Annotated in this window: 26 protein-coding genes; 14 read left to right on the top strand and 12 right to left on the bottom strand. The window is 62.1% G+C overall.

Annotated elements, in window-relative coordinates:
- Positions 1-230: 230 nt before the first annotated feature.
- A complete protein-coding gene (locus DXT77_RS26550) occupies positions 231-953 on the top strand; it encodes a response regulator (protein ID WP_085711000.1) in 723 nt (240 codons plus the stop codon).
- Complete coding sequence (locus DXT77_RS26545) at positions 950-2,560, top strand: ATP-binding protein (protein ID WP_119429784.1); 1,611 nt, start codon at positions 950-952, stop codon at positions 2,558-2,560. The genes DXT77_RS26550 and DXT77_RS26545 overlap by 4 nt, the downstream gene beginning before the upstream one ends.
- A 6-nt stretch (positions 2,561-2,566) precedes the next feature.
- Here DXT77_RS26545 and DXT77_RS26540 read toward each other — a convergent pair whose 3' ends face one another.
- Both DXT77_RS26540 and DXT77_RS26535 read right to left on the bottom strand, forming a co-directional pair.
- Entirely contained in the window at positions 2,567-3,292 is a 726-nt protein-coding gene (locus tag DXT77_RS26540) for a 4'-phosphopantetheinyl transferase (RefSeq protein ID WP_119429783.1), read from the bottom strand.
- Between the two features lie 84 nt (positions 3,293-3,376).
- Positions 3,377-4,168 carry a dienelactone hydrolase family protein gene (locus DXT77_RS26535; RefSeq protein WP_119429782.1) on the bottom strand — a complete coding sequence of 264 codons (792 nt, stop codon included), beginning with the start codon at positions 4,166-4,168 and terminating at the stop codon, positions 3,377-3,379.
- A 207-nt stretch (positions 4,169-4,375) separates the two neighbouring features.
- Here DXT77_RS26535 and DXT77_RS26530 point away from each other — a divergent pair, with 207 nt between their 5' ends.
- Positions 4,376-5,053, top strand: a complete 678-nt coding sequence (locus DXT77_RS26530) for a response regulator transcription factor (RefSeq protein WP_085710996.1) — start codon at positions 4,376-4,378, stop codon at positions 5,051-5,053.
- Positions 5,050-6,396 (top strand): ATP-binding protein, encoded by a 1,347-nt coding sequence (locus DXT77_RS26525; RefSeq protein WP_119429781.1) that lies wholly within the window; start codon positions 5,050-5,052, stop codon positions 6,394-6,396. The genes DXT77_RS26530 and DXT77_RS26525 overlap by 4 nt, the downstream gene beginning before the upstream one ends.
- A gap of 4 nt (positions 6,397-6,400) precedes the next feature.
- On the opposite strand, the gene DXT77_RS26520 is transcribed toward DXT77_RS26525, so the two are convergent.
- The gene (locus tag DXT77_RS26520; protein ID WP_119429780.1) at positions 6,401-7,399 is read right to left on the bottom strand and encodes an AraC family transcriptional regulator; all 999 of its coding nucleotides are present in this window, start codon (positions 7,397-7,399) and stop codon (positions 6,401-6,403) included.
- 353 nt (positions 7,400-7,752) lie between these two features.
- Between DXT77_RS26520 and DXT77_RS26515 the strand changes: the two genes are divergently transcribed.
- Positions 7,753-9,087, top strand: a complete 1,335-nt coding sequence (locus DXT77_RS26515; RefSeq protein WP_085710993.1) for a dicarboxylate/amino acid:cation symporter — start codon at positions 7,753-7,755, stop codon at positions 9,085-9,087.
- A 158-nt stretch (positions 9,088-9,245) separates the two neighbouring features.
- The gene (locus tag DXT77_RS26510; protein ID WP_119429779.1) at positions 9,246-10,427 is read left to right on the top strand and encodes a CaiB/BaiF CoA-transferase family protein; all 1,182 of its coding nucleotides are present in this window, start codon (positions 9,246-9,248) and stop codon (positions 10,425-10,427) included.
- A gap of 1 nt (position 10,428) precedes the next feature.
- Here the strand turns inward: DXT77_RS26510 and DXT77_RS26505 are convergent, their stop codons facing one another.
- A complete protein-coding gene (locus DXT77_RS26505) occupies positions 10,429-10,923 on the bottom strand; it encodes a SprT family zinc-dependent metalloprotease (RefSeq protein ID WP_007957760.1) in 495 nt (164 codons plus the stop codon).
- Between the two features lie 157 nt (positions 10,924-11,080).
- The gene (locus DXT77_RS26500) at positions 11,081-11,683 is read right to left on the bottom strand and encodes a Yip1 family protein (RefSeq protein ID WP_085710991.1); all 603 of its coding nucleotides are present in this window, start codon (positions 11,681-11,683) and stop codon (positions 11,081-11,083) included.
- A gap of 289 nt (positions 11,684-11,972) precedes the next feature.
- Here DXT77_RS26500 and ttcA point away from each other — a divergent pair, with 289 nt between their 5' ends.
- Both ttcA and DXT77_RS26490 read left to right on the top strand, forming a co-directional pair.
- Positions 11,973-12,797: a tRNA 2-thiocytidine(32) synthetase TtcA gene (gene ttcA, locus DXT77_RS26495; RefSeq protein WP_064598661.1), complete on the top strand. Its 825-nt coding sequence runs from the start codon at positions 11,973-11,975 to the stop codon at positions 12,795-12,797.
- A 132-nt stretch (positions 12,798-12,929) separates the two neighbouring features.
- Positions 12,930-13,604 (top strand): DNA-3-methyladenine glycosylase I, encoded by a 675-nt coding sequence (locus DXT77_RS26490; RefSeq protein ID WP_119429778.1) that lies wholly within the window; start codon positions 12,930-12,932, stop codon positions 13,602-13,604.
- Positions 13,605-13,703: 99 nt separating this feature from the next.
- Here the strand turns inward: DXT77_RS26490 and DXT77_RS26485 are convergent, their stop codons facing one another.
- Genes DXT77_RS26485 through arsC form a run of 3 tightly spaced genes read right to left on the bottom strand, consistent with a single transcriptional unit; the run spans position 13,704 to position 15,077 of the window.
- Positions 13,704-14,129 carry a DUF2069 domain-containing protein gene (locus tag DXT77_RS26485; protein WP_119429777.1) on the bottom strand — a complete coding sequence of 142 codons (426 nt, stop codon included), beginning with the start codon at positions 14,127-14,129 and terminating at the stop codon, positions 13,704-13,706.
- Position 14,130: 1 nt separating this feature from the next.
- Complete coding sequence (wrbA, locus tag DXT77_RS26480; RefSeq protein WP_114884836.1) at positions 14,131-14,727, bottom strand: NAD(P)H:quinone oxidoreductase; 597 nt, start codon at positions 14,725-14,727, stop codon at positions 14,131-14,133.
- Positions 14,724-15,077, bottom strand: a complete 354-nt coding sequence (arsC, locus tag DXT77_RS26475) for an arsenate reductase (glutaredoxin) (RefSeq protein WP_119429776.1) — start codon at positions 15,075-15,077, stop codon at positions 14,724-14,726. The genes wrbA and arsC overlap by 4 nt, the downstream gene beginning before the upstream one ends.
- A 114-nt stretch (positions 15,078-15,191) precedes the next feature.
- Between arsC and DXT77_RS26470 the strand changes: the two genes are divergently transcribed.
- Positions 15,192-15,659 (top strand): TlpA disulfide reductase family protein, encoded by a 468-nt coding sequence (locus tag DXT77_RS26470; RefSeq protein ID WP_114884832.1) that lies wholly within the window; start codon positions 15,192-15,194, stop codon positions 15,657-15,659.
- A gap of 39 nt (positions 15,660-15,698) precedes the next feature.
- Here DXT77_RS26470 and DXT77_RS26465 read toward each other — a convergent pair whose 3' ends face one another.
- Both DXT77_RS26465 and DXT77_RS26460 read right to left on the bottom strand, forming a co-directional pair.
- Positions 15,699-16,103 carry an META domain-containing protein gene (locus DXT77_RS26465; protein WP_085710985.1) on the bottom strand — a complete coding sequence of 135 codons (405 nt, stop codon included), beginning with the start codon at positions 16,101-16,103 and terminating at the stop codon, positions 15,699-15,701.
- Positions 16,103-16,537 carry a hypothetical protein gene (locus DXT77_RS26460; protein WP_064598653.1) on the bottom strand — a complete coding sequence of 145 codons (435 nt, stop codon included), beginning with the start codon at positions 16,535-16,537 and terminating at the stop codon, positions 16,103-16,105. Before DXT77_RS26460 ends, DXT77_RS26465 begins: the two co-directional genes overlap by 1 nt.
- 133 nt (positions 16,538-16,670) lie before the next feature.
- Between DXT77_RS26460 and DXT77_RS26455 the strand changes: the two genes are divergently transcribed.
- Positions 16,671-17,114 (top strand): hypothetical protein, encoded by a 444-nt coding sequence (locus DXT77_RS26455; RefSeq protein WP_119429775.1) that lies wholly within the window; start codon positions 16,671-16,673, stop codon positions 17,112-17,114.
- Between the two features lie 13 nt (positions 17,115-17,127).
- Here the strand turns inward: DXT77_RS26455 and DXT77_RS26450 are convergent, their stop codons facing one another.
- Positions 17,128-18,117, bottom strand: coding sequence for a 2-hydroxyacid dehydrogenase (locus DXT77_RS26450; RefSeq protein ID WP_119429774.1), 990 nt, complete (start codon positions 18,115-18,117; stop codon positions 17,128-17,130).
- An 83-nt stretch (positions 18,118-18,200) separates the two neighbouring features.
- Positions 18,201-20,954, bottom strand: coding sequence for a response regulator (locus DXT77_RS26445; RefSeq protein ID WP_119429773.1), 2,754 nt, complete (start codon positions 20,952-20,954; stop codon positions 18,201-18,203).
- A 216-nt stretch (positions 20,955-21,170) separates the two neighbouring features.
- Here DXT77_RS26445 and DXT77_RS26440 point away from each other — a divergent pair, with 216 nt between their 5' ends.
- From DXT77_RS26440 to rlmD, 4 genes are all read left to right on the top strand, one after another.
- A complete protein-coding gene (locus DXT77_RS26440; RefSeq protein ID WP_119429772.1) occupies positions 21,171-21,893 on the top strand; it encodes a response regulator transcription factor in 723 nt (240 codons plus the stop codon).
- Positions 21,880-23,304, top strand: coding sequence for a sensor histidine kinase (locus DXT77_RS26435; RefSeq protein WP_119429771.1), 1,425 nt, complete (start codon positions 21,880-21,882; stop codon positions 23,302-23,304). The genes DXT77_RS26440 and DXT77_RS26435 overlap by 14 nt, the downstream gene beginning before the upstream one ends.
- Positions 23,305-23,474: 170 nt before the next feature.
- Complete coding sequence (gene cysM / locus DXT77_RS26430) at positions 23,475-24,377, top strand: cysteine synthase CysM (protein ID WP_114884822.1); 903 nt, start codon at positions 23,475-23,477, stop codon at positions 24,375-24,377.
- The gene (gene rlmD / locus DXT77_RS26425; RefSeq protein ID WP_119429770.1) at positions 24,377-25,729 is read left to right on the top strand and encodes a 23S rRNA (uracil(1939)-C(5))-methyltransferase RlmD; all 1,353 of its coding nucleotides are present in this window, start codon (positions 24,377-24,379) and stop codon (positions 25,727-25,729) included. The genes cysM and rlmD overlap by 1 nt, the downstream gene beginning before the upstream one ends.
- Positions 25,730-25,795 lie beyond the last annotated feature (66 nt).

The following is a 25,795-nucleotide window of genomic DNA, read 5'->3' as shown; positions in this document are numbered from 1 at the left end:
AGACCGTTTGTCACTGTTTTTTCGCCGGGAAAAACGCTTCAGCGGATTTTTAAGGGCGCGAACCCTATCACAAAAAACGGCCTTGTCCGAACGCATTTACCGACTTGTGTTCTCGCTGTACGCCGTTTATACAATCGGCCCTGACGCACGCATTCTTATCCTCCTTAAAGATGACAAAAAGACGGGAGGATCCTTCCTTTATTCGCAGCATCGGCAAGCAGAGGTCACCCGTGGAGCAAGAAGCCTGGCAGGTATTGATAGTCGAGGACGACCAGCGTCTGGCCGAACTGACCCGCGAATACCTGCAAGCCAACGGATTGCGCGTGGAGATCGAAGGCAACGGGGCGCTGGCGGCGGCGCGGATCATCAAGGAACAGCCGGACCTGGTGATCCTCGACCTGATGCTCCCCGGTGAAGATGGCCTGAGCATCTGCCGCAAGGTGCGCGACCAGTACGACGGGCCGATCCTCATGCTGACCGCGCGCACCGACGACGCCGACCAGATCCTCGGCCTCGACATCGGCGCCGATGATTACGTGTGCAAACCGGTTCGCCCACGACTGTTGCTGGCGCGCATCCAGGCGTTGTTGCGACGCAGTGACGCACCGGAGCCGGCGGCGGGCAAACCACGCCGTCTGCAATTCGGCCCGCTGGTGGTGGACAACGCCTTGCGCGAAGCCTGGCTGAGCGACAGCGGCATCGAATTGACCAGCGCCGAATTCGATCTGCTGTGGCTGCTGGTGTCCAACGCCGGACGGATCCTGTCGCGGGAAGAAATTTTCACTGCACTGCGCGGGATCGGCTACGACGGTCAGGACCGCTCGATCGATGTGCGCATCTCGCGCATCCGCCCGAAGATCGGCGATGACCCCGATCACCCGCGTCTGATCAAGACCGTGCGCAGCAAAGGTTATCTGTTCGTGCCTGAAGCCTGCGTAGAACTGCCGCTGTGAACTCGATCTTCCTGCGCATCTATGGCGGCATGTGCGCGGCGCTGATTCTGGTGGCGGTGCTCGGCGTGCTGGCGCTGCACCTGCTCAACCAGGTGCGCAGCGAGCAATACCGCGAGCGCCTGGCCCACGGCACGTTTTCCCTGATGGCCGACAACCTGCAACCGATGAACGAGACCGAGCGCCACCGCGCCTTGCTGGTCTGGGAACGGCTGCTGGGGATTCCGCTGACGTTGCAGACGTTCACTCAGACCGATCTCGATCTGACCCAGCGCACCCGCGTGCAGCGCGGCCAGGCCTTGGTCGAGCAGACCGGGCCGCACGCGGCAAAGGTCTACCGTCTGGTCAGCGACAAGGAGCAGTTGGTGCTGGTGGGCGAGGTGCAGCAGATCAGCGAGCAACTGGCCCGGGCGACCATCTACCTGCTGGCCGATGAACTGGTGCGGGTGCCGGTGGGCGAGCAGCCCAAACGCCTCGCGCAATTGAAGGAAGAGAAGGGATTCGGCTTCGATCTGCGGTTGGTCACCGTGAACGAGGCCGACATGGATGAAGACCAGAGCCGTCGCGTGTCGGAAGGCGATACGGTGATGGCGCTGGGCAAGGGCGGCGATTCGATCCGGGTGTTCGCCGGGATGGTTGGCACGCCGTGGGTGCTGGAAATCGGTCCGCTCTATCAGATGAATCCGTACCCGCCGCAATGGCTGGTACTGATTGCCGCGTTGGGTCTGACCCTGATCGGCCTCATCGTCTATTTATTGGTGCGTCAGCTCGAACGGCGATTGCGCGGCCTCGAAGCGGCAGCCACGCGCATCGCCAAGGGCAGCCTGGAAACCCGTGTTCCGGCACGCGGTGCCGACTCGGTGGGCAAACTGGCGGCGGCGTTCAACGGTATGGCCGAGCACCTGCAACAGTTGCTGGCGATCCAGCGTGAGTTGGTGCGCGCGGTGTCCCATGAGTTGCGCACGCCGGTGGCGCGCCTGCGATTCGGTCTGGAAATGATCGGCTCGGCCACCACCCCGCAAGCACTGGAAAAGTACCGCGAGGGCATGGACCACGACATCGAGGACCTCGATAAGCTGGTGGACGAAATGCTCACCTACGCGCGGTTGGAGCAAGGCTCGCCGGCGCTGACCTTCCAGCGCATCGACCTCGATGCACTGGTCAATCAGGTGATCGAAGAACTGGCGCCACTGCGCGCCGACGTCACGGTGCAACGTGGTTTGTGCTTGTCGGCGGCTGATTGCGACGATGCCTGGGTCGAGGCCGAACCGCGCTACCTGCATCGCGCCTTGCAGAATCTGGTGGGCAACGCCATGCGCCATGCGCGCTCCAGGGTCACGGTCAGTTATCAGGTCGGGCAGATGCGTTGTCGGGTGGATGTCGAAGACGATGGCCCCGGCGTGCCGGAAAGTGCCTGGGAGAAAATCTTCACGCCCTTCCTGCGGCTGGACGACAGCCGTACCCGGGCATCTGGCGGACACGGGTTGGGATTGTCGATTGTGCGGCGGATCATTCACTGGCATGACGGCCGGGCGCTGATCGGCAAGAGCAAGAGTCTGGGCGGGGCGTGTTTCAGCCTGAGCTGGCCGAGGAATCAGGAGCGGCGCTGAAGCCGCTCAAGCCTGGATGCTGACCAAGCTCAATAACTGCCCGTCGTGCACCCCGAACTGTGCATCCAGTTCGGTCCCGTTGCGCCATTCGCTGGACAGGTCCGTCAGCAGGCGCAGCCTTACATGACCTTGCTCGGTCCATTCGAGTACTTCGGCGTGCTCGAAATAGAAGCGTTTCTGGACGATCGGGTACAACGCCTTGAACAGGCTTTCCTTCACCGAAAAAGTCAGCGTCACCCACAACGCCAGTTGATCGCGGGCGCCGGCGGCCATGCGCTGCATCTCCGCTGGCGTGAGGATTTCCCCGGCCAGGCGTTCGGCCCGTTCGGCGTTGAGCAGGTTTTCCAGGTCCATGCCCAGCCCGCGCCAGTGTTGCTTGTTGGCGACAATCGCCGCTGCCCGGCCGGTGCTGTGGGTGATCGAGCCGCAAATATGGGCCGGCCACACCGGTGCGCGATCCTCGCCAATCGCCGGGACACTGCTTGAACCTTCCAGCTGTTGCAGCGCGGCCCGGGCGCAAATCCGCCCGGCGAGAAACTCCGCCTGACGCTTGGCCACTGAACGCTGGATGCTCGGCGGCGGCTCGATGGCGCTGCGACGGAAGTCATCGCCGAGCAGTTGCGACGGATCGAAGTGGGTGCTCAGCAGCACGGTGTCCGGCAGCACGTTCGGCAATGGCCAGTGGGCATCGAGCGGGGTGCAGCAAGCTGGGAGGAGGGGGCTGGAATTCATGGCGGGCATTTTGCCGGGTTGCTTTGAGGCTGGATAGTGCGCAGGTGTGGAACGTTCCCGCGCAGGGCGCGGGAACGAGTGGGTTCAGCCAAAGATCTTCTTGAAGAAGGCCTGCATGTCCGCCCAGGATTTTTCATCCGCAGCCTTGTTGTAGCCGATGTCCGGGCCGCCGTGATCGCCGTGGCTCAGACGATCCGCATCGGGGTTGGTGAAACCATGCTTGGCGCCGTCGAGGCTGACGAATTTATAGTCGGCGCCGGCCTTGTCCATTTCAGACTTGAACGCCGTGACGTTGTCGGCGGTGACCATGCTGTCCAGCGCGCCGTGCTCGACGAGGATCTTCGCCTTGACGCTGCCGGGCGTCGCCGGGGTCTTGGTGGCGAGTGCGCCGTGGAAACTCACCACGCCGGCCAGTGGCACACCCTGACGCGCCGCATTCAACACCACGCCGCCGCCGAAGCAGTAACCGATGGCGGCCAGTTTGCCGGTGTCGGTCTGTGGCTGTTTTTTCAGCAGGGCGAGGCCGGCCTCGAAGCGTTTGCTGGCGGCATCGGCGTTCTGCGTGGCCGCCTGCATGAACGCCATCGCATCTTTCGGGTGCTCGGTGTTTTTGCCGTCACCGTACATGTCGATCGCCAGGGCGCTGTAGCCGAGGCCGGCGAGATCCCGTGCGCGGCGCTTGGCGTAGTCGTTCAGGCCCCACCATTCATGGACCACCACCACACCGGGGCGAGGTCCCTTGATTGCGTCGTCATAGGCGTAATAACCGATCAGTTTCGTGCCGTCGGCGCTCTGGTAAGGTATTTCCTCGGTTTTGATCGCAGCCGCGCTGAGGCTGCTGAAGGCGAGCAGGGTGAGGGCAAGGAACAGGCGCATGATCGGGGTCTCCTGACAATAAAAGGTCAAGACAGCCTAGTTCATTTGATTGCGCCCGGGTTCAGGGTGCGTTCAGGGCAGGTACAGGCCGGGTTCAGTAATCTTGAACCACGTCCGAGGGATGAAATGAACAGGACCCTCAAAAGCGGCAGTACACCGTTGTCGCAGGTATGCTGTTGGAGATGCTGATTGGCCCGGGAGAGTGTCATGAAACTGTTGGTCGTCGAAGATGAAGCGCTGTTGCGCCATCACCTGCAAACCCGCCTGACGGAAAGCGGTCACGTGGTCGAGTCCGTGGCCAATGCCGAAGAGGCGCTGTACCAGACCGGGCAATTCAATTTTGACCTGGCGGTGATCGACCTCGGCCTGCCGGGCATGGGCGGGCTCGATCTGATCCGCCAGCTGCGCCAGGACGGCAAGAGCTTTCCGATCCTGATCCTCACCGCCCGTGGCAACTGGCAGGACAAGGTCGAAGGCCTGGCCGCCGGCGCCGACGATTACCTGGTCAAGCCGTTCCAGTTCGAAGAGCTGGAAGCACGGCTCAATGCGCTGCTGCGTCGCTCCAGCGGTTTTACCCAGTCGTCTATCGTTGCCGGGCCGCTGCTGCTCGACCTCAATCGCAAGCAGGCGACCCTCGATGAACAGCCGCTGGCGCTGACCGCCTACGAATACCGGATTCTCGAGTACCTGATGCGCCACCACCAGCAAGTGGTGCCCAAGGATCGCCTGATGGAACAGCTGTACCCGGACGACGACGAGCGTGATCCGAACGTGATCGAAGTGCTGGTCGGGCGTCTGCGGCGCAAGCTCGAAGGCCCGGCCGGGTTCAAGCCGATCGACACGGTGCGTGGGCTGGGCTATCTGTTCAATGAGCGCTGCACTTGATCCGTTCGCTTCGTGTTCGCTTGATGTTGGCCGCCACGACGCTGGCGGTGTTGTTCATGCTCGCCTTGCTTCCGGCGATGCAAGGGGCGTTCAGCCTGGCACTGCAGGATTCCATCGAGCAGCGCCTGGCCTCGGATGTCACCACACTGATTTCTGCTGCACGGATTGAAAACGGTCGGCTGGTGATGCCGGTGCAGTTGCCGGACGAGCGTTTCAACCTCGCCGACTTCCGTCTGCTCGGCTACATCTACGACCGCGAAGGTCATCTGGTCTGGCGCTCGAAAGCGACCCAGGAAGAGCAGATCAACTACAAACCGCGTTACGACGGGATGGGCAGCGAGTTTGCGCGGATTCGCGAAGCCAGCGGTCAGGAGTTCTTCGTCTACGACGTCGAAGTCAAACTGCTCGGCGGCAAGAATGCGGCGTTCAGCATCGTCGCGCTGCAACCGGTACGCGAATACGAAACCACCCTCGAAGGCCTGCGGGAAAACCTCTACCTCGGCTTCGGCGCTGCGTTGCTGGTGCTGCTCTCGCTGCTGTGGATCGGCCTGACCTGGGGCCTGAAAGCCCTGCGCCGGCTGAGCCAGGAGCTGGACGAAATCGAAAGCGGCACCCGCGAAAGCCTCACCGAACAACACCCCCGTGAACTGTTGCGACTGACCGGCTCGCTCAACCGCTTGCTGCACAGCGAGCGTCAGCAACGCAGCCGCTATCGCGATTCCCTCGACGATCTGGCCCACAGCCTGAAAACCCCGCTGGCGGTGTTGCAGGGCGTCAGTGAAGACATGGCCCAGCGTCCAGAAGATCGCGATCAGGCCTGGGTGCTGCAAGCCCAGATTGAACGCATGAGCCAGCAGATCAGCTACCAGTTACAACGCGCCAGCTTGCGCAAAAGCGGTCTGGTGCGCCATCAAGTGCGACTGCGCCCGGTGCTCAAAAGCCTGTGCGACACCCTCGACAAGGTCTACCGCGACAAGCGCGTGCGGGTGGCATTCGACCTGCCGGAACACTGCTACCTGCCGATCGAGCAGGGGGCCTTGCTGGAAATGCTGGGCAACCTGCTGGAAAACGCCTATCGCCTGTGCCTGGGCGAAGTGCGCATCAGCGTGCGCGAAACCCTGGCCGGGAGCGAGTTGTGCATCGAAGACGACGGCCCCGGTGTCCCGCAGCATCAGCGGGCGCGGATTCTTGAGCGCGGTGAGCGTCTGGATCGCCAGCACCCTGGGCAGGGGATCGGTCTGGCGGTGGTCAAGGACATCATCGAGAGCTACAACGCCAAATTGACCCTGGGCGATTCGCCGATGGGCGGGGCGGCGTTCAGGATTCATTTTCCGGCGCTGTGATCGCCTACTGTTCCTGCGCCCGATAAGCCCCCGGCGTCAGCCCCGTCCACTTCTTGAACGCCCGGTGAAACGCCGATGGCTCGGAAAACCCGAGCTGTTCGGCGATCTGTTGCAACGACAGATCGGCCCGCCCCAGGTGATAGATCGCAATGTCCCGGCGCAACTGATCCTTCAATTCCTGAAAACTGGTGCCTTCCTCGCGCAAATGCCGGCGCAGGGTTTGCGGGCTGATGTGCAGGTGCGCCGCCACGGCTTCCAGGTCCGGCCAGCGCGCGCTGTCGTGACTGAGCAGGCGGCGCAATCGGCTGCTGAGGCTGTTGCCGTCGTCCGGGCGAGACAGCAGGTCGGCGGGGGAACGTTCGAGAAAGTGCTTGAGGGTGCGCTCGTCCTGCAACAGCGGCATGTGCAGATAGCGACTGTGAAACACCAGACTGCTTTGTGATGCAGAAAACTCCAGCGGACACGAGAACAACAAATCGTACTCCGCCCCGTGCGCTGGTTTCGGGTAGCTGAACGTCGCTTGTTCCAGGCGAATCCGCTGACCGATCAACCAACTGCCGAGGCGATGCCAGATCACCAGCAGGCTCTCGGAAAGAAAGTGATCCGGGTCCCACAATTGCAAATCGTCGAGGCTCAGGCGCACCCATTCGTCTTCATGGCTCAGGCTCAGGCGCGGGGCCTCGGGGAATAGGCTATAAAACAATAAGCCGCGTTGCAGAGCCTTTTCCAGGTTGCGGCAATGAATGATGGCGTGGCACATCATGGCGAAACTGCCGGTCTTGCTGGGCGCGTTGCCGAAACCCAGGCATTCGTCGTCCAGGGCCAGCCACAGGTTCTGGATCAGTCGGGTGAACAGTTCGGGGGCGATCCGCGCCCGGGGCTCGTCGAGCAGTTCGGGACTGATGCCCAGTTGCAGCAGCAGGCCCGAATAATCGAACCCGCGACGGTGTGCGCCGACGAGGGCGGCACGGGCGAAGTGACTGGCGATGGTGCGTTCGCGCATGGGTGGCAAATCCTTCCTCTGGCGACCGATGGTAGCCGGCGGCTCCGATCGGCAACAAGGCGGATTTCCGCCAAATTGTAGGACGAGAGCAGGTGCGTTGGCGGAAATCCGCCACACTTGGGTAACCGAATGGTGACACAGAAAAACCTGCATCCCCTGATATCAAAAGGCTTGCAGCGATTTGCACCAAAGTGGCACGGCGTTTGCGATAAGAGCGACAGAAGCGTGCGCCGAGCCGGTCCGGGCAAGCGCCGTTCGACACAACAAATCCCTCCAGTGCAGGAGGGTTCGCAATTCAAGTGTCGCGTTCAACAGATGGATGTTGCCACGCGGGACTCTTGAGGAACTTTGCAATGACGACTCGTCAGCCACTGTACAAATCCCTGTATTTCCAGGTGATCGTCGCAATCTGTATCGGTATTGCGCTCGGCCACTACTACCCGCAGTTCGGCGTGGCCGTAAAGCCACTGGGTGACGGGTTCATCAAACTGATCAAAATGATCATCGCTCCGATCATCTTCTGCACCGTGGTCAGCGGTATCGCCGGCATGCAGAGCATGAAGTCGGTCGGCAAGACCGGCGGTTATGCACTCCTGTACTTCGAAATCGTTTCGACCATCGCCCTGCTGGTCGGCCTGATCGTGGTCAACATCGTGCAGCCGGGCAATGGCATGCACATCGACGTCGCCACCCTCGACGCCTCGAAAGTCGCCACCTACGTGCAGCAAGGCGCTGACCAGAGCGTTGTCGGCTTCCTGCTCAACGTGATCCCGACCACCATCGTCGGCGCGTTCGCCACCGGTGACATCCTGCAAGTGCTGATGTTCTCGGTGATCTTCGGTTTCGCCCTGCACCGCCTGGGTGCCTACGGCAAGCCGATCCTGGACTTCATCGATCGCTTCGCCCACGTGATGTTCAACATCATCAACATGATCATGAAGCTCGCGCCGATCGGTGCCTTCGGTGCGATGGCCTTCACCATCGGCGCCTACGGTGTCGGCTCGCTGGTGCAGCTGGGTCAACTGATGGCGTGCTTCTACATCACTTGCCTGGCGTTCATCCTGATCGTGCTGGGTGCCATCGCCCGCATGCACGGCTTCAGCGTGCTGAAGATGATCCGCTACATCCGTGAAGAGCTGCTGATCGTGCTGGGCACTTCCTCGTCGGAGTCGGTACTGCCACGCATGCTGATCAAGATGGAGCGTCTGGGCGCGAAGAAATCGGTAGTGGGTCTGGTGATCCCGACCGGTTACTCGTTCAACCTCGACGGTACCGCGATCTACCTGACCATGGCGGCCGTGTTCATCGCTCAGGCGACCGACACCCACATGGACATCACTCACCAGATCACCCTGCTGGTGGTGTTGCTGCTGTCCTCCAAAGGCGCCGCCGGTGTGACCGGTTCGGGCTTCATCGTGCTGGCCGCCACCCTGTCGGCGGTAGGTCACCTGCCGGTGGCCGGTCTGGCACTGATCCTGGGTATCGACCGCTTCATGTCCGAAGCCCGCGCCCTGACCAACCTGGTCGGCAACGCCGTTGCGACCATCGTTGTGGCCAAGTGGGTCAAGGAACTGGACACCGACGTACTGGACGCCGAGCTGGCCTCGGGCGGTCGCGGTATTGTCGACCAGCGTCACGAAGACGACCTGGGTGTGGCCGAAGGCCCGACCCCGAGCAATGTGAAGTAAGCATCGCTTGAATGGAAAAACCCGCTTCGGCGGGTTTTTTCATGTCTGCGATTTAAGTGCACGATTTGAGCACAACGGTCAGCGCAACTGGCGCATCCGGTAATTGCCCCATCGTTCATGGCTGCCTAGGCTGCATGCATCGTTGATGGAGATCGCCCATGTCTGCACCGTTGGCCTCACTGAAGATTCTGGATTTCTCGACCCTGCTGCCGGGGCCGTTCGCCTCGCTGTTGCTGGCGGACATGGGCGCCGAGGTGCTGCGCATTGAATCGCCGACCCGCCTCGATCTGCTGCGGGTGTTGCCGCCCCATGATCACGGGATCTCGGCCAGCCACGCCTACCTGAATCGCAATAAACGCAGTCTGGCGCTGGACCTCAAGCAGCCCGAGGCGCTGGAGCTGGTGAAGCAGTTGCTGGCGGACTACGACATCGTGCTGGAGCAGTTCCGCCCCGGCGTGATGGAGCGGCTTGGGCTGGGCTACGAGGCGCTGAAGGCGGTCAATCCGAAGCTGATTTATGTGTCGATCACCGGTTACGGCCAGACCGGGCCGTACAAGGATCGCGCCGGACACGACATCAACTATCTGGCGCTGGCCGGTCTCTCCAGTTACACCGGGCGCGCCGACAGCGGGCCGTTGCCGCTGGGCATGCAGGTGGCGGATATCGCGGGCGGCTCGCTGCACGGGGTGATCGGCCTGTTGGCAGCGGTAATTTCTCGCCAGCAAACCGGGCAAGGCACGCACCTGGACGTGAGCATGACCGACTGCGCCTTCAGCCTGAACGCCATGGCTGGCGCCGGGTATCTGGCCTGCGGCGAGGAGCCGGGCTGGGAGGATCAGATGCTCAATGGCGGCAGCTTCTACGACTGCTACCGTTCCCGCGACGGGCGCTGGATGTCGGTGGGCAGTCTGGAGCCGGCCTTCATGCAGCAACTGTGTGCGGCGCTGGGGCGGCCGGAACTGGCGGCCCAGGGTTTGTCACCCAAGCCTGAGCAGCAACGTGGGCTCAAGGACGCGTTGAAGGTCGAGTTCGAGAAGCATGACTTTGCCGAACTGTGCGAGCTGTTCGCCGGGATCGATGCCTGTGTCGAACCGGTATTGAGCCTGAGCGAAGCGGTGCAGCATCCGCAGTTGCAGGCGCGGGAACTGGTGACTCAGGTGCCCCGTGGGGATGGCTCGGCGCAGGCGCAGATTGCCTGCCCGCTGAAATTTTCCGAAGCCTTGCCGGCGCCGCGACATATCGGCGCGGCGCTGGGGCAGCATACGGATCAGGTGTTGGGGGAGTTGGGCTTGAGTTTTGAGCGCATTGCCGAATTGCGACGGGCCAAAGTGATCGCCTGACTCACTCGACCCGCATCTCGCCACTGAACACCAGGGTGTTGCGACAGCGTCGGCACAAATAGCGCCGGCCTTGCCGCACCAGACTATGGCGCTGGGCCGAAAACGGAAAATCGCTGTCGGCACACGGGCATTTGTAGATATAGCGGGTCACGCTGCGGCGTTTGACTTCGTAGGTGTGGCAGCGATCCGGCGGCAGCTCGTAGACGCCGCGCATGATCAGTTGCCATTCCTCGCCATGGGGCTGGATGCGGTCGCCGAACAGTTGATGGGCGATCAGGTGCGCGACTTCGTGGGCCACGGTCTGCTTGAGGAAATGTTCGGTGTTCTCCCGGTACAGCTGCGGGTTGAAGCGCAGCAGGTTCTCGTGCAGATGCGCGACCCCGGCTTTTTGCCCGCGCAGCTTGAGGCTCACCACGGGGCGTTTGAAAGGACGTTTGAAAAAGGATTCAGCGAGTTGGAAACAGTCTTCGACGCGGGTATTGAGTTGCTCGGGCATGCTTGATGGATCTCCAGAGAGTCGGAGTATGCCGCAACCGTCCGGCCTTGCGTATCGCCGAACTGCCGAATGGTCGTGGCGCTTTTCCCTGGCATGAGAAGGCCGCCTTGCGGCGGCCTGTGTTGGCGGATCTTGTTCTTCTCGGCGTTGCAGCCAGCTAGTTTGTGTAGACGGGCCCCACGCCCAGTCCCCAGACAATCACGGTAAACGCCATGATGGCCACCAGCACCACCAGGCCCACCGCCAGCACCGAGCTGGAAAACAGGAATCCCTCGTCAGACGGAATGTTCATGAAGGTCGGCAAGCCCACATACAACAGGTACACCGTGTAGCAGATGGCCGCCGTGCCGACGATCATCCCCAGCCACATGTGCGGATACAGCGCTGCCAGCCCGCCGACGAACAACGGTGTCGCGGTATAGGTGGCAAACGCCACGCATCGGGCCAGGCTCGGGTTGGCGTCATAGGTGCGGGCCATCCAGTGCACGAAGGCACCCATGACCGCGACCCCGCCGAGCATCGCCAGGTACGACATGATGGTCATCCACAACGCGCTTTCGACGGTGAGCATCACCGGGGCGCGGCTGCCGATCACCCAGCCGACCTGAGTCGTACCGATAAACGCCGAAACAGCGGGGATCGCCGCCAGAATCAGCGTGTGCGTCAGGTACATGTGGCTGATGCTTTCCTCTTGGTCGCCACGGATTTCCTTCCATTCCTGATCGGGGTGGGTAAAAAGTCCCACTACGTGATGGATCATGCCAGTCACTCCTCTCGTTATTGCCATCGCCCCCCAGCGGAGCGCCTACGGGCCAATGTGGCCGAGCAAATACAGGTCTTCAGATTGCGTGCGACCTTATGTCGCAGTATAGGAAGGTCTTAACCGCACAGGTATTGGGGTCTTAGAGCAAATCGCGCTGTAAACCGGCGGGGTAATCGCGTCGGGGTCTGTGCAGGCGGGCATTCGAGGGGGCGACAACCTGTGGCCACAACCCCGGTGTTTTTGCGTAAAATGCCCGCCTTTCGTCACACCTCACGGATTTCGCGTCATGGGCACTCTTACGGTCAACCAGAACAAACTGCAAAAGCGCCTGCGCCGCCTGGCCGGCGAAGCAGTCACCGACTTCAACATGATCGAAGACGGCGACAAGGTCATGGTCTGCCTGTCCGGAGGCAAGGACAGCTACACCATGCTCGACGTGCTGATGCACCTGCAGAAGGTTGCACCGATCAAGTTCGAGATCGTCGCCGTGAACATGGACCAGAAGCAGCCGGGCTTCCCCGAGCACGTGCTGCCGGCCTACCTGAAAGAGCTGGGCATCGAGTACCACATTGTCGAGAAAGACACCTACTCGGTGGTCAAGGAACTGATCCCGGAAGGCAAGACCACCTGCTCGCTGTGCTCGCGCCTGCGTCGCGGCACGCTGTACACCTTCGCCGACGAAATCGGTGCGACCAAAATGGCCCTCGGTCATCACCGCGACGACATCGTCGAGACGTTCTTCCTCAACATGTTCTTCAACGGCAGCCTCAAGGCCATGCCACCGAAGCTGCGCGCCGACGACGGACGCAACGTGGTGATCCGTCCGCTGGCCTACTGCAACGAGAAAGACATTCAGGCCTACTCGGACTTCAAGCAATTCCCGATCATCCCGTGCAACCTCTGCGGCTCCCAGGAAAACCTGCAGCGTCAGGTGGTCAAGGAAATGCTGGTGGACTGGGAACGCAAGACCCCGGGCCGTACCGAGAGCATTTTCCGCAGCCTGCAGAACGTGATCCCGTCGCAACTGGCTGACCGTAATCTGTTCGACTTCACCAGCCTGAAGATTGATGAAACCGCCGCTTCGCGTTTCGTCAACGTCGTAAACCTGTAAGTCGTACCCATTGTGGGAGCCAGCCTGCTGGCGATTGCGGTGTGCCAGCCCCTACAGGGGTGACTGACACTGTGCTATCGCCAGCAGGCTGGCTCCCACATTGGTTTTTCGTTTCATTCAAAAGGAGAGGGCATGCGCGATTACAAGTGGCTGCACGAATACTGTCTGAACCGCTTCGGTTCGGCGGCTGAACTGGAAGCCCATCTGCCCGTTCCCAAGACCCCGGCGCAACTGCGCCAGATCAGCGACGACCGTTATCTCTCGACCATGGCCCTGCGGGTTTTCCGGGCCGGGCTCAAGCACAGTCTGGTGGACGCCAAGTGGCCGGCCTTCGAGGAAGTGTTCTTCAAGTTCGACCCGGAAAAAGTCGTGCTGATGAGCGCCGAACACCTTGAGCGGTTGATGCAGGACGCGCGGATCATCCGCCACCTGGGCAAACTCAAAAGCGTGCCGCGCAATGCGCAGTTCATTCTGGATGTCGAGAAAGAGAAGGGCAGTTTCGGCGCATTGCTGGCGGACTGGCCGGTGACCGATATCGTCGGCCTGTGGACCTACCTGAAAAAGCACGGCCATCAATTGGGTGGGCTGTCGGCGCCACGCTTCCTGCGCATGGTCGGCAAGGACACGTTCGTGCCGAGTTACGATGTGGTCGCGGCGTTGAATGCACAGAAGATCGTCGAAAAGGTGCCGAGCAGTCTGCGGGATCTGGCGACGGTGCAGAACGCGTTCAACCAGTGGCATGAAGAAAGCGGCGGACGGCCGATGAGCCAGATTTCGATGATGCTGGCCTACACCGTCAATCACTAAGACCGTGTCGCCCGCATCGCTAGCAGGCTAGCTCCCACAGAAGATTTGTGAACGTCGCAGATCCAGTGTGGGAGCCAGCCTGCTGGCGATAGCGGTCTGTCAGGCGACGGAGACTTCGCCTTCGCCGGCCAGCTTGCGGTTCAACTGATACCGCCAGCGCACATACAGCAGCGCCGAGCAGAACACCGCCAGACTGGCGATCATCTCCAGCACGCCGAACAACTGGCGGCTCGGGTCATACGCCGCCAGTGCGCCCTTGATGAAATACAGGTTCACCACAAAGCACATCCACGAATGCCCGCGGGCGCTGCCCATGATCATGCCCGGTGCCAGCACCAGCCACGGGATCAGCTCGATCAGCAGAATTACCCACGGCCGTGCGCCATGCAGGTCGGCGAACACCAGGTAATACGCGGCGAGCAGTCCGGCCAGGCCGAAAAAGCACAGCAGACTGATCACCCGCATTGCCCGCACCCGGGGCTCCAGCCATTCGACGGCGGGCAGGACTTTCGGCTTTCTGGCCATCTCAGTTCCCCAGCTTCTGGGCCGTCCTGGCCAAGCGTGCGCCCAGTGCGCGGCACAGCGCCACTTCGTGCTGATCGAGACCGCTTTTGCCGTCGGCCCCGGCGTGATGGCTGGCGCCGTACGGCGTGCCGCCGCCCTGGGTTTCCAGCAGCGCCGATTCGCTGTAGGGCAGGCCGGTGATCAACATGCCGTGGTGCAGCAGCGGCAGCATCATCGACAGCAGGGTGGTCTCCTGACCGCCGTGCAGGCTGGCGGTGGACGTGAACACGCCGGCCGGTTTGCCGACCAGCGCGCCGGTCAGCCACAGGTTGCTGGTGCCGTCGAGGAAGTACTTGAGCGGCGCGGCCATGTTGCCGAAACGGGTCGGACTGCCGAGGGCCAGGCCGGCGCAGTTCTTCAGGTCATCCAGCGTGGCGTACAGCGCGCCTTCATCCGGAATGTCCGGCGACACGGCTTCGCACTCGGTCGAAATCGCTGGCACGGTACGCAGGCGCGCTTCGAGGCCGGCCTGTTCGACACCCCGGGCAATCTGCCGGGCCATCTCGTTGGTTGAACCGCTGCGGCTGTAATACAGAACCAGAATGTACGGCGCACTCACGGCAACAGCTCCAGGATCTGCTCCGGTGGGCGGCCGATCACGGCCTTGTCGCCGGCTTCGAGAATCGGGCGCTCCATCAGCTTCGGATGTGCGGCGATGGCTTCGATCAATTGTTTCTCGGTGAGACTGACATCGGCCAGGTTCAGAGTCTTGTATTCGTCTTCGCCGGTGCGCAGCAGTTGCCGGGCGCTGATCCCCAGCTTGCCGAGCAACGCCTTGATTTGCGCGGCGTCCAGCGGCGTTTCGAGGTAGCGCACCACGTTCGGCGTCAGGCCACGGGCTTCGAGCAGTTCGAGCGCACCGCGGGATTTCGAGCAGCGCGGGTTGTGATAAAGCGTCAGATCGGTCATGGGCGGGTCGCTTCTTGCGTAGAGTGGCGGCTATTCTAACTGTGCAGCGCGCAATCCAGAACCTTGGGAGGCGATGGGTCGCAGGCGCATTCAATTTTTCACAAGGAACACGACATGACACGGCGACTGGCAGCAGCATTGACGATCATCGGGGCGTTGATGCTGGGGGGCTGCGGTAACGACTACGGCATCGATCAGAACGGGCAGAAAGTCGCGTCCGAGCGCCTGGACAAGCAATGGGTGGTACTCAATTACTGGGCTGAATGGTGCGGTCCGTGCCGCACGGAAATCCCGGAACTCAATCATCTGGCTGAAGAGCTCAAGGGCAAGAAAATCGGGGTGTTCGGGGTCAACTTCGACAATGTGCAGGGTGAAGAACTGAAAGGTGCCAGCGAGAAGCTCGGCATCAAGTTCACCGTGCTGGCGCAGGATCCGGCGGATCTGTTCGAACTGCCGCGCAGCGAGGCCTTGCCGGTGACCTACATCATCGACAACAAGGGCAAGGTACGGGAACAGTTGATGGGTGAGCAGACGGCGGCGGGGGTGATGGCGAAGCTTGAGGCGTTGAAGGCAACCAATTGAGGATCGTTCCCACGCGGTGCGCGGGAACGATCAGAAGGCTCAGCCTTCTTCCAGCCACCAACGCAACGGCTTGCCTTCGGCAGGCCAGAAGCGCATCTGCTCGATGGGCGAAACGTCCCAGCGCTCGACTTTCTCCAGAGCCTGCAGGAAACGCTGTTCCTGCTCCATCAGCGCGGGAGCGCAGAGTTTGCGGGTCTTGCCGATCTTGCCGAAGCTGAGCTTGTCGCCATCGAGGGTGTAGGGCGCGAACCAGTGGTTGCAGCCGCCATTGCCATAGGCCCGGCCATCTTCGCCGAGGGTCACGGTCAGGTGGCTGTAATCCATCAGTGGCCGCTCGCCGATCCATTCCAGAATGTAGCTGCGGTCCTGTTGCAGTTGCACGGGCTCCGCGGCGCAGCCCATCAGGCCGGCGCCGACAGCGGCGGTCAGGGCCAGGTGTTTCATCATGCAGGCTCCTGGCATTTCGGGCACAGGTGCTTGTCACCGACGGCTTTCCAGCCCAGTTCTGCGATGCGTGCGGTGGCAGCCGGTTTTTCCGCAGGCTTGCCCAGTTTGGCGTCCACGGCGAATTCGAAGCTCAGTTCCCTGGCGCAACTGTCGCAGTTGACCTGCCAGGTGTGGATTGCCAGTTCGCCGAACACCGGGCCGGTGGTCATCGCGGTCCATTGACCTGGCGGGTTGATCAGATGGCGGACGGTGTCGACGGTCAGGCGCATGGACAGGTCCTTGCTGCCTTTGAGGGTCACGACCAGCACGTCACCGATACGGATCGAGCCACCGTTGCCGGTGACCTGATAACGGCCCGGTACGAGCGCGCGGCATTCGGTGAGGGTGTGTTGCGGGTTCATCAGGGTATAGCGGAAATCGTGTTCGACCATGGGTCCTCCAAATATGCGCGACATGCTAGCACGGGCTTGATTGCAGATTAACGCGCACGTGCGACCTTCGATCCGGTTCAAATCGACACCACAGTCGTGGCAAACTGCCGCCTTCATCTCTAAGGAACGGAACATGGCGCTGATCGAATGTTATGAATGCAAGCGGAGCGTGAGCTCCGAAGCGACGGCGTGCATTCATTGCGGGGCTCCGTTGACGGAGGCGCAGGCGCCGGCCAGGGCGAACTCCGGTGGATCAACGATTTCCTTTGGCAGTCTGCCCCGGAACAAGGCGGTTCCCGAAGCTTTCGTCGCAACCCCCGCGCCTGCCCCGGAACCCAAGATCATGCCCGCTGCAGCCGGTCGCCGGCGCCGGCAACAGGCCGGGCGAGCGGCAGAACCTCGGTTGAATGCCGACGGTGTGCGTCCGGTCGAGGGCTGGTTGAAGATCATGGCGTTCCTGATGCCGATGATCTTTGTCTGGTTCCTGCTGCGCAGCGGTCATTCCCTCAAGCAGCGGCTTTTCGGGTTCGGCTGGCTGGGGCTGCTGATCCTCGCGTCTTCCCTGTCCCCGTCCTGAATAAACCGATGCTTCAACCCTCGACCTGGTTCTGCGGTGATCCCGCCGCCCAGGTCGCGATGTTATGCAGGGTAGTCGCGGCAATCGCGCCCAATGCTTCGCGGGTCAGGAACGCCTGATGCGCGGTAATGATCACGTTGGGAAAGGTCAGCAGTCGCGCCAGTACGTCGTCCTGTAACGGCAGGTCGGAGCGGTCTTCGAAAAACAGCTGCGCCTCTTCTTCGTAAACATCCAGCCCCAGATAACCCAGCTGACCGTCCTTCAGGGCGTCGATCAGCGCCGGCGTGTCCACCAGGCCACCGCGGCCGGTGTTGATCAGCATCGCGCCCGGCTGCATGTGCGCCAGCGAATCACGGTTGATCAGGTGCTTGCTCTGCTCGTTGAGCGGGCAGTGCAGGCTGATGATCTGCGATTGCTCCAGCAGTTGTGGCAGGCTCAGGTAGCGCGCGCCCAGGGCTTCGACGGCCGGGTTCGGATACGGGTCGAAAGCCAGCAGCTCACAGCCGAAACCGTGCATGATTTTCGCGAATGTGGCGCCGATCTGGCCGGTGCCGACAATGCCGACAGTCTTGCCGACCAGATCGAATCCGGTCAGGCCGTGCAGGCTGAAATCGCCTTCGCGGGTGCGGTTGTAGGCCCGGTGCAGTCGGCGGTTGAGCGCAAGAATCAGTGCCACTGCATGTTCGGCCACCGCGTGGGGCGAGTAGGCCGGAACGCGCACGACCACCAGCCCCAGGCGTTTGGCGGCGTTCAGGTCGACATGGTTGTAACCCGCCGAGCGCAAGGCGATCAGCCGGGTTCCGCCGGCCGCCAGACGTTCCAGCACGGGAGCGCCGAGGTCGTCGTTGATGAAGGCGCAGACTACTTCGTGCCGGTCGGCCAGCGGTGCCGTGTCGAGACTCAGTCGGGCCGGTTGAAAGTGCAGTTCGATGCCGGCCGGGCAGTCGACGGCAAGGAAACTGTCGCGGTCGTAGGTCTGGCTGCTGAAAACGATCGTGCGCATGCAATCCTCCTGAAGCATCGACGCGGGCGTGAATCACCCGCGACCACTTTAGCCGCGTCGGCGTTGACCGGCATTGCCGTGGATCAGGCGCTGATCTTCGCCTGCGCCGCCAGACGATTGATCGCCCGCTCCAGTTCATCCAGAGCGGTGGCAGCCTTGGGGTCTTCCTGCTTGAGCAGGGTTTCACTGCGCTGGCATGCCGCACGCAATTGCGGAACGCCGCAGTAGCGGGTGGCACCGTGCAGACGATGCACCCGTTCGAGCAGACCGTTCTGATCCTGATTGTCGCGGGCCGTGCGAATGGCTTCACGGTCGGCCTCGAGCGAAGCCAGCAACATGGCCAGCATGTCCGCCGCCAGATCCGCCTTGCCGGCGGCCAGGCGCAAGCCTTCCTCGTGATCCAGTACCGGCAGGTCCTGATGCCCCACGAGGCTTTCACCGCCACGGTCCGGTGCCTGATTGCGCAGTGCCAGTCCCGTCCATTTCAGTACCACCTGCGCCAGTTGCCGTTCGCTGATCGGTTTGGTCAGGTAGTCGTCCATGCCGCTTTGCAGCAGTGCGCGTTTTTCGTTGGCCATGGCGTGGGCGGTAAGGGCGACGATCGGCAGCGGCGTGCAATGCCGTTCGCTTTCCCACTGACGGATCGTCTCGGTGCTCTGGCGCCCGTCCATGCCCGGCATCTGCACGTCCATCAGTACCAGATCGAAGGTTTCGCTCTGCACGGCCTTGACCGCCGCGTAGCCGCTTTCGACGGCCAGTACCTTGGCGCCCATGTCTTCAAGCAGCGTCTGCACCAGCAACAGGTTGGCCGGGTTGTCGTCGACACACAGCACTTTCGGCGCGCGGCTCGACAGCGGTTCGCCGGGTTCGCTGCGCGTCTGGCGCGGGTTGACCATGTCGGACAGTGCCCGGCGCAGCTTGCGGGTGCAGGCCGGTTTGGACTGGAGCTGGCTGTGCGGGTTGGGCACCGAGAGATGGAACAGCGTCAGTTCGGTGGTCGGGCACAGCACCAGTACCCGGCAGCCGAGGTGTTCGAGGTCCCAGATGTGCTGGTTGAGGCGTTCCGGCGGCATGTCGTTGCTGGTGATGCCGAGCACCGCCAGATCGATGGCCTGATCGGTCTGATGGGCGCCGGTGACGCCATTGGTCAGGCTTTCCAGGGTATTGAACGGCGTGACGTCGAGCCCGCAGTCTTCCAGTTGATGCTGCAGCGCCTGACGCGCCAATTCGTGGTTTTCCAGCACCGCCACCCGGCGTCCGAGCAATGGCGCGGCGGGCAGGTCTTCGGCATCGTCGCGGGTCTTGGGCAGACTCAGGCTGATCCAGAATTCCGAACCTTCGCCCGGGGTACTGTCGACGCCGATCTCGCCGCCCATCTGTTCGATCAGGCGCTTGGAAATCACCAGACCGAGACCGGTGCCGCCGGGCTGGCGCGACAGCGAGTTGTCAGCCTGGCTGAACGCCTGGAACAACGCGCGCACGTCCTGGTTCGACAGGCCGATACCGGTGTCCTGAATGCTGATGCGCAATTGCACGCTGTCTTCGTGTTCTTCTTCGAGCATGGCGCGGGCGACGATGGTGCCCTCGCGGGTGAACTTGATCGCGTTGCTCACCAGGTTAGTGAGGATCTGCTTGAGCCGCAGCGGATCACCGACCAGCGACAGCGGCGTGTCGCGATAAACCAGGCTCACCAGTTCCAGCTGTTTGGCGTGGGCAGCGGGAGCGAGGATGGTCAGGGTGTCCTGCAACAGGTCGCGCAGGTTGAACGGAATATGGTCGAGCACCAGTTTGCCGGCCTCAATCTTTGAGAAATCGAGAATTTCGTTGATGATCCCCAGCAGGCTGTCGGCGGACTTTTCGATGGTGCCCAGGTAGTCGAGCTGGCGCGGGGTCAGCTCGCTTTTTTGTAACAGGTGGGTGAAACCGAGAATGCCATTGAGCGGCGTGCGGATTTCGTGGCTCATGTTGGCGAGGAACTCGGATTTGATCCGGCTCGCTTCCAGGGCCTCTTTGCGGGCCAGGTCCAGCTCGATGTTCTGGATCTCGATGGTCTCCAGGTTCTGGCGCACGTCTTCGGTGGCCTGATCGACGCTGTGCTGCAATTCTTCCCGGGCATTTTGCAGGGTGCCGGCCATGCGGTTGATGCCGGACGCGAGTTCGTCGAGTTCCTGGCTGCCGAGGGGCGGCAGGCGGGTTTCCAGATGACCGTCCTTGAGTTGCGCGACCGCCTGTTTGATCTGGCTGATCGGTCGATTGATCGTGCGGCCCATGCGCAGCGCCAGCAATGCGGCGCCGGCCAGTCCCGCCGCTATCAGCAACAGACTGGCGAACAGGCTGCGGTAGCCGCGCAGCAACATGCCGTTGTGCGAGAGTTCCAGTTCGACCCAGCCGAGCAGGCGGTCGGACTCTTCAGGGATCAGTTCGCCGGCAAGGTTGCGATGCTTGCCGAACACCGGCATCAGATAGCGGGTGGCGTCGTTGCCGCTGCGGCGCTGCAGTTGTGTGCTGTCGCCGCTGGGGGCCTGGTTGAGCATGGTCGGGCCGGCGTGGGCCAGCGGCGAGCGGTCGGGCGCGAGGAAGGTCACCGCGCGCACGTCCGGTTGTTCCAGGGACTGGGTGGCGATGCGCTCGAGCAGTTCGGCATCGCCGTGGCCCATGGCCGGCGCCACCAGCGGAGCAAGTTGCTCGGCGATCATTTCGCCGCGCTGCATCAATTGGGCCTGCAGGTCGGACTGCTGCGTCCAGGTGAAATAGCCGCCCAGTACCAGCGCCATCAGGCTGGTTGGCAACAGGGTCAGCAACAACACGCGACCTTTGATTCCCAGTTTCTTGAGCACGCCTATCTCCTGCATCCCGCTGATCATTGACTCTTGCGTGCTTCCGGCACGCGGCATGGGCGCAGTGTAGCGATTTGCTTGCGGGCATTCCCGGGAAAAATCATGTCGTGATCGGTCGTTTCGGTGCCGGTCATTTGTCCGGCAGGTCAACCTTGGGTTGCCGGGCGGCGGGCAATCTTGAATAATCGCCCAACTGAGAATTATTTGCAGATAGTCATGACTCCTGTCTCTGTTGGCCAGCCACGCATTCTTTCCATCGAGGACGATCCCGTCCTCGGTGCCTATGTTCACGAACAACTGGGTCGCAGCGGCTTCCAGGTCACCTGGTGCCAGAGCGGTAGCGAAGGCCTGAGCATCGCCCGGCGCCAGCCGTTCGATGTGGTGCTGATGGACATTCTGTTGCCGGGGCTCGACGGCCTGAATGTGCTGACGCAACTGCGTCAGAGCCATTCCACGCCGGTGCTGCTGATGTCGGCGCTGGGGGCCGAGGCCGATCGCATCAGCGGTTTTCGCCTGGGGGCCGACGACTATTTGCCCAAGCCGTTCAGCATGGCCGAGCTGCATGTGCGGATCGAAGCGATCCTGCGGCGGGTCGCCCTCGACCGTCGCCCGGCAATCAGCGTTGAGCCGGTAGCGGCGGGCGGTCTGCATTTCGACGAAGAACAGTGCGAGGTGTCCTACCACAATCAGCCCGCCGGCCTGACCCGCAGCGAATACCGCTTGCTGGAAACCCTCAATCGCAATGATGACGAGGTGCTGAGCAAGGCCTTCCTTTATCAGCACGTGCTTCAGCGCGGCTACGCGGCCCATGACCGCAGCCTCGACATGCACATCAGCCAGATCCGCCGCAAACTCAAATCGATCGGCTACACCGAGCGGGAAGTGCGCACGGTGTGGGGCAAGGGCTATGTTCTGAGCGCCGTCGATGAAGGTGTCTGACCTGCCGGGCCGGCATTCGCTGTTCTGGAAACTGGCGTGTCTGCTGGTGGCGTTCTGTCTGTTGATGATCTGGTTGAGCTGGTCCTGGGGTCGCTATATGGAGGAGCGCAACCAGTTCCTCTCCGACGAGGCGCGGGGCACATTGGCCCGTTATGCCGCCGAAGCCGAAGCGGCGTGGCAGCGCGATCAGCGTGTTGGCATTGATCTCTGGTTGCAGAGCATGGAGTTGCGCGAGGCCGGCTGGGTTGGCGTGATTGGCGGCAACCTGCAGTCACTGAGCAGTGATCCGCTGAACGCACAGGAAATCCAGCATCTGACCTTTCTGCGCGGCCTCGACTGGCCGATTCACAAGCAGGGCCGACCGTGGCTGCGCGTGCCGTTCCCCACGGAGCCTGCCGCCGGCAGCCTGGTCATCGAACTGCCTGAACGCTTCCTGCCGGGCAAGTACCGAGTGTTCTGGCGAGTGATCACCAATGGCGTGATTCCCGGTCTGTTCACCCTGTTGCTGTGCGTGGGCCTGTATCGCTTGCTGGTAGTGCCGCTGAACAACCTGCGCGAGCAAGCCAACGCGTGGCGCGCCGATCAATTGAATGTGCGCCTGTCGAGCGGCATCACCCAGCGCCCGGATGAGCTCGGCGAACTGGCCCGGGCCTTCGATTCGATGTCCGAGCGCCTGCAATCGACCGTTGCCCTGCAACAGCAATTGCTGCGCGACCTGTCCCACGAACTGCGCACACCTCTGAGCCGCCTACGGGTGGCCAGCGAAAGCGAGCAGGAGCTGTTGCCGTTGCGCGAACGCATTGGCCGCGAAGTCGATGGCATGCAACGGCTGGTCGAAGACACCCTGCAACTGGCCTGGCTCGAAACCGAGCGCGCACCGCTGCCGGACGAAGCGATCCAGATCCAGGCCCTGTGGGAAATGCTCACCGAAAACGCCTGTTACGAAAGTTGCTGTCCGACAGGGCAGTTGCAATGTGCGGTGGATGCATCGTGCTGGGTGCGCGGCAACCTCAATACCCTGGCCCAGGCGCTGGAAAACATCCTGCGCAATGCGATCCGTCATTCGCCCAAGGGCGGCATCGTGCGGCTGGATGGCCGGCGTGACGGGGATTACTGGCATCTATGGCTGGAGGACGAGGGCGGCGGTGTGGCCGAGGCGGATCTTGAGCGGATCTTCTCGCCGTTCACCCGGCTCGACGGCTCGCGGCCGGGGGACGGTGGTTTCGGTCTTGGGCTGAGCATTGCGAGGAATGCGGTGCAGCGCCAGGGCGGGACTTTGTGGGCCGAGAACGGCCAGTCGGGATTGCGATTGAATCTGCGGTTGGTGGCGGATGACAGCGTCGCCCGTTCCGGCGCTTTCGCTGGCAAGCCAGCTCCCACCGTGGATGTGTGTCGCACGCAGATAGTGTGAACGGCACAAGAAAGTGTCAGCACGGCTAACACTCTTTAAAAAGTCTCACCACTGGTGAGACTTTTTCTGCTTATTCCAAGAAACCATAAGCACCGCACTTTGCGTGATATGGGCCGCGCAGGTTTGCCGGTATGATAGGCGCCCCCGCTGTCCGGATTGCGAAAAACGCCATGACCTTGCAGTACCCAACCATCGCCGATTGCGTCGGCAACACGCCGCTGGTGCGTTTGCAGCGCCTGCCCGGTGTCACCAGCAACACCCTATTGCTCAAGCTCGAAGGGAACAACCCTGCGGGTTCGGTGAAGGATCGTCCGGCGCTGTCGATGATCACCCGTGCCGAGCTGCGCGGGCAGATCCACGCCGGCGATACGCTGATCGAAGCGACCTCGGGCAACACCGGGATCGCCCTGGCGATGGCTGCCGCGATCAAGGGTTACAAGATGATCCTGATCATGCCGGACAACTCCAGCGCCGAGCGCAAGGCGGCGATGACCGCTTACGGCGCGGAGCTGATACTGGTCAGCCAGGAAGAGGGCATGGAAGGCGCTCGCGATCTGGCCCAGCGGATGGAAGCCGAAGGTCGTGGCAAGGTGCTGGATCAGTTCGCCAACGGCGACAACCCTGAAGCGCACTACACCACCACCGGCCCGGAAATCTGGCGTCAGACCCAGGGCACCATTACCCATTTCGTCAGCTCCATGGGGACCACCGGGACCATCATGGGCGTGTCGCGCTACCTGAAAGAGCAGAGCGACAGCGTGCAGATCATCGGCCTGCAACCGATGGAAGGCTCGGCCATTCCCGGCATCCGCCGCTGGCCGCAGGAATACCTGCCGAAGATTTATCAGGCTGATCGTGTCGACCGCATCGTCGACATGGCGCAAAGCGAAGCCGAAGACGTTACCCGTCGCCTGGCCCGGGAAGAAGGCATCTTCTGCGGCGTGTCCTCGGGCGGTGCGGTGGCAGCGATGCTGCGCCTGTCCAAAGAAGTTGAAAACGCGGTGATCGTCGCGATCATCTGTGACCGTGGCGACCGATACCTGTCGACCGGCATTTTCGACGCGGCCAACTAATGGCCAAGCACGATAGAGGCCTGCGCTTCCAGCCCACCGGCGGCAGCAAGGCCCCGCAACTCCCGATCGGCAAAAAGCAGCGCTTGAAGATCGAGCGCCTGGCCAATGACGGTCGCGGCATCGCGTTTTTTGAAGGCAAAACTTGGTTCGTCCTCGGCGCCCTGGCGGGTGAAGAGGTCGAAGCGCGAGTGCTTGGCGCCCACGGCAAAGTGGTCGAGGCGCGCACCGAGCGTGTGTTCACCGCCAGCGAATTGCGTCGCCCGGCAGCTTGTCAGCACGCCGGTCGCTGCGGCGGTTGCAGCGTCCAGCATTTGCCCCACGGCGAACAGCTTGCCCTGAAACAGCGCATGCTTGCCGAGCAGTTGTCGCGGGTTGCCGGTGTCGAGCCTGAAGAATGGGCAGCACCTTTGACCGGTCCGGAATTCGGCTACCGTCGTCGCGCCCGTATTGCCGTGCGCTGGGACAGCAAGGCCAAGACACTCGAAGTCGGTTTCCGCGCTGCCGGCAGTCAGGACATCGTGGCGATCAACGAATGCCCGGTGCTGGTACAGCCCTTGCAGCCGATCATGAGCCGCTTGCCGGAGATGCTCCGTCGCCTGAGCAAACCGCAGGCGCTGGGGCATGTGGAATTGTTCAGTGGCTCGTCCCTGGCCGTTCTGCTGCGTCACATGGCGCCGCTGTCCGAAGCTGATCTGACGATCCTCAAGGATTTCTGCGCCTTCCATGAGGCGCAGTTGTGGCTGCACGGCGAAGGTGAACCGCAGCCGGTCGATGCCACACAGTCTTTGGGCTATCGCCTGGAGCAGTGGGGTCTGGAACTGGCCTGGCGGCCGGGGGATTTCATTCAGGTCAATGCCGGGGTCAACGAAGCGATGGTCGCCCAGGCGCTGGACTGGTTGAAACCGACCGCTGATGAGCGCGTGCTCGACCTGTTCTGCGGTCTCGGCAATTTTGCCTTGCCGCTGTCCAAAGCCGTGCGCGAAGTGGTGGCGGTCGAAGGCGTGCAGACCATGGTCGATCGTGCCGCCGCCAACGCTGCCAGTAACAATTTGCATAACACAAAGTTTTTTCAGGCCGATTTATCCCAGCCTTTGACCGATGCCGAATGGATCGGAAACGGTTTTTCTGCGGTACTCTTGGACCCACCGCGTGACGGTGCTTTCGAGGTGGTGCGCAAGCTCGCGACCCTGGGTGCCGAGCGGTTGGTGTATGTGTCGTGCAACCCTGCAACTCTGGCGCGCGATACGGTCGAATTGATCAAGCAGGGCTACCGGTTAAAACGTGCCGGGATTCTCGATATGTTTCCTCAGACGGCACATGTCGAGGCCATGGCGTTATTTGAAGCGAGCTAGGATGGCTCGTCTGATCCGACTGATCGGCCCGTGCAGCACTCGTCTTAGCCCCGCGAGTGCGGACGG

It is taken from the genome of Pseudomonas sp. 91RF (assembly GCF_003576265.1).
In the GTDB taxonomy this organism is placed as follows: Bacteria; Pseudomonadota; Gammaproteobacteria; order Pseudomonadales; family Pseudomonadaceae; genus Aquipseudomonas; species Aquipseudomonas kribbensis.
The sequence above is the reverse complement of the archived record's forward strand: the minus strand, read 5'-3'. Positions and strand labels throughout refer to the sequence as shown.

Excerpts from the sequence above, each read along its gene's own strand:
- DXT77_RS26540 (WP_119429783.1), bottom strand. The coding sequence starts at position 3,292 with ATGAATTCCAGCCCCCTCCTCCCAGCTTGCTGCACCCCGCTCGATGCC.
- DXT77_RS26535 (WP_119429782.1), bottom strand. The coding sequence starts at position 4,168 with ATGCGCCTGTTCCTTGCCCTCACCCTGCTCGCCTTCAGCAGCCTCAGC.
- DXT77_RS26530 (WP_085710996.1), top strand. The coding sequence starts at position 4,376 with ATGAAACTGTTGGTCGTCGAAGATGAAGCGCTGTTGCGCCATCACCTG.
- DXT77_RS26520 (WP_119429780.1), bottom strand. The coding sequence starts at position 7,399 with ATGCGCGAACGCACCATCGCCAGTCACTTCGCCCGTGCCGCCCTCGTC.
- DXT77_RS26515 (WP_085710993.1), top strand. The coding sequence starts at position 7,753 with ATGACGACTCGTCAGCCACTGTACAAATCCCTGTATTTCCAGGTGATC.
- DXT77_RS26510 (WP_119429779.1), top strand. The coding sequence starts at position 9,246 with ATGTCTGCACCGTTGGCCTCACTGAAGATTCTGGATTTCTCGACCCTG.
- DXT77_RS26505 (WP_007957760.1), bottom strand. The coding sequence starts at position 10,923 with ATGCCCGAGCAACTCAATACCCGCGTCGAAGACTGTTTCCAACTCGCT.
- DXT77_RS26500 (WP_085710991.1), bottom strand. The coding sequence starts at position 11,683 with ATGATCCATCACGTAGTGGGACTTTTTACCCACCCCGATCAGGAATGG.
- ttcA (WP_064598661.1), top strand. The coding sequence starts at position 11,973 with ATGGGCACTCTTACGGTCAACCAGAACAAACTGCAAAAGCGCCTGCGC.
- DXT77_RS26490 (WP_119429778.1), top strand. The coding sequence starts at position 12,930 with ATGCGCGATTACAAGTGGCTGCACGAATACTGTCTGAACCGCTTCGGT.
- DXT77_RS26485 (WP_119429777.1), bottom strand. The coding sequence starts at position 14,129 with ATGGCCAGAAAGCCGAAAGTCCTGCCCGCCGTCGAATGGCTGGAGCCC.
- arsC (WP_119429776.1), bottom strand. The coding sequence starts at position 15,077 with ATGACCGATCTGACGCTTTATCACAACCCGCGCTGCTCGAAATCCCGC.
- DXT77_RS26470 (WP_114884832.1), top strand. The coding sequence starts at position 15,192 with ATGACACGGCGACTGGCAGCAGCATTGACGATCATCGGGGCGTTGATG.
- DXT77_RS26465 (WP_085710985.1), bottom strand. The coding sequence starts at position 16,103 with ATGAAACACCTGGCCCTGACCGCCGCTGTCGGCGCCGGCCTGATGGGC.
- DXT77_RS26460 (WP_064598653.1), bottom strand. The coding sequence starts at position 16,537 with ATGGTCGAACACGATTTCCGCTATACCCTGATGAACCCGCAACACACC.
- DXT77_RS26455 (WP_119429775.1), top strand. The coding sequence starts at position 16,671 with ATGGCGCTGATCGAATGTTATGAATGCAAGCGGAGCGTGAGCTCCGAA.
- DXT77_RS26450 (WP_119429774.1), bottom strand. The coding sequence starts at position 18,117 with ATGCGCACGATCGTTTTCAGCAGCCAGACCTACGACCGCGACAGTTTC.
- DXT77_RS26440 (WP_119429772.1), top strand. The coding sequence starts at position 21,171 with ATGACTCCTGTCTCTGTTGGCCAGCCACGCATTCTTTCCATCGAGGAC.
- DXT77_RS26435 (WP_119429771.1), top strand. The coding sequence starts at position 21,880 with ATGAAGGTGTCTGACCTGCCGGGCCGGCATTCGCTGTTCTGGAAACTG.
- cysM (WP_114884822.1), top strand. The coding sequence starts at position 23,475 with ATGACCTTGCAGTACCCAACCATCGCCGATTGCGTCGGCAACACGCCG.
- rlmD (WP_119429770.1), top strand. The coding sequence starts at position 24,377 with ATGGCCAAGCACGATAGAGGCCTGCGCTTCCAGCCCACCGGCGGCAGC.